Origin of the sequence: Sphingomonas sp. SKA58 (genome assembly GCF_000153545.1) — a bacterium.
Taxonomy (GTDB): domain Bacteria; phylum Pseudomonadota; class Alphaproteobacteria; order Sphingomonadales; family Sphingomonadaceae; genus Sphingobium; species Sphingobium soli.
The window spans coordinates 794,342-800,827 of the sequence record NZ_CH959307.1 but is presented as its reverse complement, the minus strand read 5'-3'; the positions used below and the strand labels follow the sequence as shown (position 1 = coordinate 800,827).

The following is a 6,486-nucleotide window of genomic DNA, read 5'->3' as shown; positions in this document are numbered from 1 at the left end:
TCCCGTCCGCCGCGCGGGGCACGAGCGCGCGGGAGTGGCAGGCGGCGCGGGGCCGCCTGCCGTCCGGGTCAATCGGTATCCGGTCCCCAAAGCGGGCTGTTCTCCGGGTAGAACGGGTTGGCCAGCGCCTCCAGCACGGCCACCACGGACCACAAGGTCCGGTCGTGGATGGCCATGCGTTCCTGCGCGACGAGGATGCTCACCGCCGTCGCGTTCGCCTCGACGCGCTGAACGGCGTCCTCGAAATCGTCGAAAGGCTCGATATTCTCGATGGGGATCACGTCGCCGTCCTCGTCATAGCCGCCATGCAGGTAGAGCGGCGCGGTCTTCATCCGCTCCCCGGCTTCCTCGGCTTCACGGATCAGGGCGAAGGCTTCGCGGCGCTCCCGCCAATATTCGGCGCTGCCACCGTCAACATGCTTGATATTGAACATGACTGTTTTCCCTTCTGCAAATCGTCCGCAGGGCGATGGCCAGGCCATCGACCCTGCCTTCGCGGCGAGCAGCCGGGGGTGTGGGAGGCAGCAAGAATCTGCCGGGGTGGTGCGGGCGCAGGGAGCGCAGCGACTGAGCCACGGCCCGGCCGATTGTTGTTGCTGGGGAGCGGGGGCGGAGCGCCCTGCTTCCCGCCTGGACGAACGACCGCCGGGATACCGGCGAGGCCGCAAGGCCGCTGGGCCTGCGCCGCGCCCCCGCCGTGCGCCTCAATCCAGACCTGCGCCCAGAACCGCGCGAAAAACATCGGGCAAACGCACGTTCGCGGGCGCATTGGCGAACATGGGGGCGATCTGGTCGGGCCGGTATCCGGCCAGGCCGCAGCCGATCAGCGTCAGCTCGAACGACAAGTCGGGATGTAGCCGGGCATATTGGAGGAATCCTCCGACATATCCGCGTATCTCGCCGAGATGGAGCGGCCTCAGTTGAGCGTCCTTGGTCGGAATGGCGTAGGCGTTGCCTTGCCGTCCGACGCCCCGACCGTAGATCGCGCCGCGATGCCGCCGCGCCCATAAGGCGGCGCCCTTGCCGTGACGGCCGGCGAGGTTCGATCCGAAGACAAAAACCGGAGGTGTGGCGGAATGGCTGTGCATCGTCGCGCTCCTTTCGGACGATCGGAAAAGGAGCGCCCCGCCCATGTCGGGCGAGGCGCGGCGGGTCAGTCGGAGACCAACTCGTAGATGCCGGGGGTCGTCTCGTTCTCGAACAGCCGGAGATAGACCGGCGTGCCGCCGAGGAGGGTCAGCTTGAACGAGACGTAAGGGCGATTCTCCTTGCTGATCTTCGCCCAGGCGGCGCCGTAGTCGATCCGATCGTCGTCGGCCGGATGGATGCGGAAGTCGGGGGCCTTGTCGTTGTCCTTGCCCTCGACCCGGCGCAACTCGACCTGCTCGCGCACGCCGAAGGAGCGGATTTCGCCGGTGTAGCCGCGATCGGTGGTGGTGAAGGTTCCGCGGATCATGTCGTCAGTCCTTTCTTGCTTCGGGACCGCGCCTGTCGCGGCCTCGATGGCTGTCGATGGGACGGGGGACGACCGGCCCGCACCCGAAGGGCGGAACGAAGTGGCTGGCGGCGGCGGGCGGTTTTTTTGCTTCGCGATGCAAAGCCGGCATGGCCGGCGGCGGAAAAAAATCGCCCGCCGCCGTTGCGGGAAGACGGGCGGGCTTCGGCCAGACAAGCCTTTCGAGAGGCCGCGTGGGCGGCGGTGCCGTGCAAAAACATGGGCCTGACGGGATGATCGGAGGGGCGTTGCCGCCTGCCGACCGTGGCGGCGCCGGCGATGGTTCGGTGCCCAAGGCGTGACGGGCGGGTTTCGCGCGAGCGAGATGCAAGGGCGACATAGCCCCGGCTTCCGTGTCGCTGCGGCCGATGCAGCGGAGCGCAGCGCTGCCATGTGGAAAATCAGCGCGGGGGGTGCGTCCTGCGTTTCGGACAGGTTCAGGCCCGGCCTGTGCGATGCCGGCCGAGCGCCGGATTCGGGACCGGGACGCTCGCGAATATGGGCTGGCTGCGCGGCCCGGCACAGCGCGTCGCCCGACATGGGCGGGGCGCTCCTGCCCTCTGGTCGCGTGAGCTACGGCGACGACCTTGAAGGATCGTGCGGATAGGATTAAATCATATCCGTAAAGGAGCCCATCCATGCGGACGACTCAACAGTTCAGCGTGACGCTGCCGAACGACATGGCCGCGCAGGTCCGTGCCAAGGTTGCGTCGGGCGAATATGCCAGCGAAAGCGAAGTGATCCGCGACGGGCTGCGCGCGCTCCAGGCGCGAGACCGGGCCATCGAGCAATGGCTGCGCAACGAGGTCGTCCCCGCCTATGACGCCTACAAGGCCGATCCCTCGCGCGGCATTCCGCTCGACGACGTGCGCGCCGGGCTGGCCGAGCGCCACAATCGGGCCGCCAAGCGCGGCTGAACGTGGCCCATTCCATCATCCTCACGCCGGAAGCGCGTGACCATCTCGATGCCATTTACGACTATATCGCCGCCGCCGCGTCGCCGGACATCGCGCAGCGCTTCACCGATGGCATCGTCGGCCATATCGGCAAGCTGACCGATTTTCCCCGGCGCGGCACGATGCGCGACGATCTGCGGCCGGGCCTGCGGACGATCGCCTGGCGCCGCCGCGTCACCATCGCCTTTGCGGTGGAAGACGCGGCGGTCGTCATCGTCGGGATCTTCTACGGCGGCCGGGATTTCGAGAGCCTGCTGAGCGAGGATTCCTAGAATCGCGAGCCGGGCCATGCCCGGCGAGCGCCGATCATCCCCATGACAGAGCGGCCGCGCCCGGTGAGGGGCGCGGCCGCGATTTTTCGCAGGCTGTAAAAGGGATGCCGCAAGCGTCGATCAGCGATGCGCCTCCCGCCAGCGCCGCGCCGCCGCCGCGCTGAACAAGGGACGGCCCGCACAGGCGCGATGCTCGGCTATGAAGGCGGCGCAATGGTCCAGAACATAGTTGTGGACGATGGTGCGATCCTCGGAAAAATCGGTGATCGGCTGACCGCACCGGACACAGCAGAATATTCCGGGCTGGTTGTTGCGGCGGGCAATGACACGGAACCGGCGGCGCATGACGGAAGCTCCTTGCGGGGGTGAGGCGTCGCGCAGGACAGGGCCGGGCAACACCGGAACAAAAGGAAGGCCGGGACCGCTCACGCGGCCCCGGCCCCTTGCCGTGCTATTCGGCGGCAACCGAGTAGGCGTCATCTTCGTCCACCGGATCGGGGTCGGCGTCCTCCGCTTCGGGTTCGGTCAGCTGTTCCACCGCCTCGACCTCCACGGCCTCGCCGTCCTGCGGTCCGGTATCGGGGGCCTCCGCTTCGGACGGCTGCGCGATCCTTTCCGCGTCCTCCGTCTCAACGGGTTCGGCCTCCGGCTCCGGCGTCCGCAACACAGCGGGAAGCCAGCCCTTCCCGGCAAGACGCTGCTCGGCGGCTTCGGCCATGTCCGGCTTCTTCTTGTCTGCGATACGGCGGGCCGCATCCTCCGACACCCCTTCGGCCACGGCCTCAAGGATATGCGCCTTGGTGACACGGCCAAGATAGCTGTCCACGGTCGGCGTCCAGTCCTTCGCCATGTCCAGCGCCAGCGCGGTCGCCAGCCTGTCCGCCGCTTGCAGCGTCCGGGGCTTGCGATCCCACGGCAGGCGCAGGGCGTTGACGGTGCGGGACGCGCAATGCGCCAGCAACGCCAACCGCTGCTCATCGTCCAGCGCGACGATGAAGCCCCACAGGTCGGCCGCGTCACGCGGCATCCGCTCGGCCCATGCGTCATGCGCCCCGCTCGCCCGCGCCGCCAGCGACGTATCCTCGATCCCCGCCGCATGACCGCCAAGCGGGGTCACGGTCGGACGGATTTCAAGGCAACCGGCCTCGGCGTAGCTGTAGAACAGTTGCGCCGTAAGCGTGTGGGTCAGGGCGATCAACGCAATGCCGGGCTGCTCGCCAAGCGCCACGCGAAGGGCCAGCGTCCGGTGGGCGGACAGGTCGCGAATGAGGCTGTCGGAAATGGGCTTGCCCGGTTCCTCGTCCTCATCCTCGAAATCCTGAACGTCCTCGTCGCCGTCCTCGGCCTGCTCGTCCGCCACGGCCTCCGGGTCGATGGCTTCGGCCTCGTCCTCGGGCTGCGGATCGGCCAGCGCCTCGTCCTCGGGACGGACGAAACCCCGCTCGATCCTGACCGTGCCGTCATGGTGAAGCACAACGAACACCCCGCCATGCGCGATCACGTTGGCATCGTAGGCGTAACGCTTGGCCGAAATGGCGTCGATCTCATCGGACACCGCTTCCAGCTTCTTCGCCACGTCCTCGGGCATTTCGTCATAGGACGAATAGCCTTCGGCAAGCTCGTCATGCTCGGTGGACAGGGCATCAAGCCGGGCCTCGTCCTCGTCGGACAGGTCCACGGCCTGCGGATAGAAGCGCCGCATACCGTGGGCATGGGGATAGTCGATATGGGCCTCAACCCACTTCCATCCCTCGGTCTGCACTCCGTCCGCGATCTCGCGCAGCTTCTCGACCGCAAGCATGTCGAGCAAGCCCGCATCCTCGAAGAAACCGCCTCGATCCTCGCTGAACAGGTCGCGTATGATGTTGCCGCCCGCCTCGATATAGGCGTCGGCTCCGACGAACACCGCACGACGATCATCGGCGGGCACGTTGTTGGCGGTCATGTCGCGCCGAATGATCCACGGCTCCCGGTTGTGATGCAGGTTCTCGAATACCTGCTCCTGCCGGGCGTGGTCCTCGGTGATGGCAAAGGCCATAAGCTGATCCAAGGTCAGCCCGTCCTCGCGATAGACCTGCAACAGCTTCGGACTAACAGCGCCAAGGCGAAGCCGCTGCTTCACCACACCGCCCGACACGCCGAACCGCGCGCCGATTTCCTCCGCGCCCCATCCCTTGCCGTCCGCAAGCTCACGGAACCGCTCGAACTGATCGGCGGGGTGCATCGGGGTCCGGGTCACGTTCTCGTCCAGACTGATCTCGGACGGGTCGTTCTCGGTGTCGAGACGGCAGCGAACCGGGTGGTTCCTCCTGATCTGCTTGCGCTTGGCGCGCAACAGATAGGCCAGCCTGCGGCCTTCGCCAGCGGTGACGAAATAGGCGCCGGTCGGCTTGTCGCCCTTCATTTCCGGTTCGATCACAAGGTTCTGGATCAAGCCCTTATGCCCGATGGAAGCGGCCAGCGCCTCGATGGCGGCCTCTCCATGCGGCACCTTGCGGGCGTTCTTGGGGGACTTCTTGAGCTTGTTGAGGGGCACGAAAATCTCGATGCCCGATACAGGCTCGGCAGCGGTGGTTTCGATTTGAACAGTCTTGGTCATCTTCCTACTCCTTGGGTTTCCGCGCAGCGGGAAGCGCCGCGCTGAAACCCTGCCCGTCGGCGAGACCGGGGGTGCAAACGGAGGGACGGCTTCGCGGGGAACCGGCTGCACGGACCCCGGCCTTGAGCCGGGGGGAGGAAGCTGGGCGGAAGACGTTCCGAAGTGCGCCGGGGGCGGAGCCCCAAGCACCGCGCCGCTCGCGGCGCCACAAACGACGCACCCTTGCGGTGGACGGCCGGCGCGGTGGCGTGCACGCGGGCCTGGGGGCCAGCCGTCGCCGTGCCCTCTGGCCAGAGCGAGAGTGCTGCGCTGGGGAAAATGACGCGCGACCCCTGCGCGGCGTCAGCCGCCAGAGTGCGCTCCTTAAATCCCCGCGCTCTATATCGGGGCGTTGCGGGGTGTCCCCGCTCGAAGGGGTCTGGCGAGACCCGCATGGGGCTTGTCAGCAGGGGAAGTCTTTCCCCCTCAAAACCCTATAGGATGAGGACAGCAACAGCATGATCCGCACGCTGGAAGCGCGTTGCGAAGACTATTGGCTGCGGCTAGAAATAAAGTGCCCCGGCGGTATGCAGAGCAGGGACCACCGGGGGATACTCACTCTATAGGACTTATCGGGGCAAAAAGATCAAGGGCGAAACCATCGCCGGCCCGTCGATGCTCATCTTCTCACCGAAGGGTTGCCACGCTGCCAGTGAATGGGCCAGCGCCCAACAGGCCAATCTTGACGATATAGCTTGGAGGCTATATATGGAATGGAAAGTCGCGTTCGGCGACGAGTTTGATGCGGAGTTCGAGGAATTGCCGGAAGCGGTGCAGGACGAACTGCTCGCTTCGGCCAAGCTCCTCGCCGCGTTCGGTCCACAACTGAGCCGACCGCACGCGGACACGCTGAACGACTCGTCGTTCGCGAACATGAAGGAATTGCGGTTCGATGCCGATAACGGTGTGTGGCGGGTGGCCTTCGCGTTCGACCCCGAGCGCAAGGCGATCCTCTTGGTAGCTGGTGACAAGTCCGGCGGCAGTGAAAAGCGTTTCTACAAGACGCTCATCACCAAGCGGACAAACGCTACCAAGCGCACCTCGATCGGCTGGCGGCCGCGAAAAGGAAAGAAATGATGGGCCGGATCTAAATGATGTCGTTGCCGCGCTCCCGAGCGCGCGCGC

8 protein-coding genes are annotated in these 6,486 nt (G+C 66.3%); 3 read left to right on the top strand and 5 right to left on the bottom strand.

Going from position 1 to position 6,486, the window contains the following annotated elements; genetic code table 11:
• Window positions 1-68: 68 nt before the first annotated feature.
• The 3 genes from SKA58_RS13295 to SKA58_RS13285 form a co-directional block, all read right to left on the bottom strand.
• On the bottom strand, window positions 69-482 hold the full coding sequence (locus SKA58_RS13295; RefSeq protein WP_232209425.1) for a hypothetical protein: 414 nt from the start codon (window positions 480-482) through the stop codon (window positions 69-71).
• A gap of 222 nt (window positions 483-704) precedes the next feature.
• Window positions 705-1,088 (bottom strand): A1S_2505 family phage non-structural protein, encoded by a 384-nt coding sequence (locus tag SKA58_RS13290; protein WP_009822962.1) that lies wholly within the window; start codon window positions 1,086-1,088, stop codon window positions 705-707.
• A 65-nt stretch (window positions 1,089-1,153) separates the two neighbouring features.
• Entirely contained in the window at window positions 1,154-1,456 is a 303-nt protein-coding gene (locus SKA58_RS13285; protein WP_009822961.1) for a DUF736 domain-containing protein, read from the bottom strand.
• Window positions 1,457-2,133: 677 nt separating this feature from the next.
• Here SKA58_RS13285 and SKA58_RS13275 point away from each other — a divergent pair.
• Complete coding sequence (locus tag SKA58_RS13275) at window positions 2,134-2,412, top strand: type II toxin-antitoxin system ParD family antitoxin (protein ID WP_009822959.1); 279 nt, start codon at window positions 2,134-2,136, stop codon at window positions 2,410-2,412.
• Between the two features lie 2 nt (window positions 2,413-2,414).
• On the top strand, window positions 2,415-2,723 hold the full coding sequence (locus SKA58_RS13270; protein WP_009822958.1) for a type II toxin-antitoxin system RelE/ParE family toxin: 309 nt from the start codon (window positions 2,415-2,417) through the stop codon (window positions 2,721-2,723).
• Between the two features lie 120 nt (window positions 2,724-2,843).
• Here SKA58_RS13270 and SKA58_RS19890 read toward each other — a convergent pair whose 3' ends face one another.
• Entirely contained in the window at window positions 2,844-3,068 is a 225-nt protein-coding gene (locus SKA58_RS19890; RefSeq protein ID WP_156784204.1) for a hypothetical protein, read from the bottom strand.
• 106 nt (window positions 3,069-3,174) lie between these two features.
• Window positions 3,175-5,322, bottom strand: a complete 2,148-nt coding sequence (locus SKA58_RS13260; RefSeq protein WP_009822956.1) for a ParB/RepB/Spo0J family partition protein — start codon at window positions 5,320-5,322, stop codon at window positions 3,175-3,177.
• A gap of 747 nt (window positions 5,323-6,069) precedes the next feature.
• On the opposite strand from SKA58_RS13260, the gene SKA58_RS13255 reads away from it, so the two are divergent.
• Window positions 6,070-6,438, top strand: a complete 369-nt coding sequence (locus SKA58_RS13255; RefSeq protein ID WP_009822955.1) for a type II toxin-antitoxin system RelE/ParE family toxin — start codon at window positions 6,070-6,072, stop codon at window positions 6,436-6,438.
• Window positions 6,439-6,486: the final 48 nt, after the last annotated feature.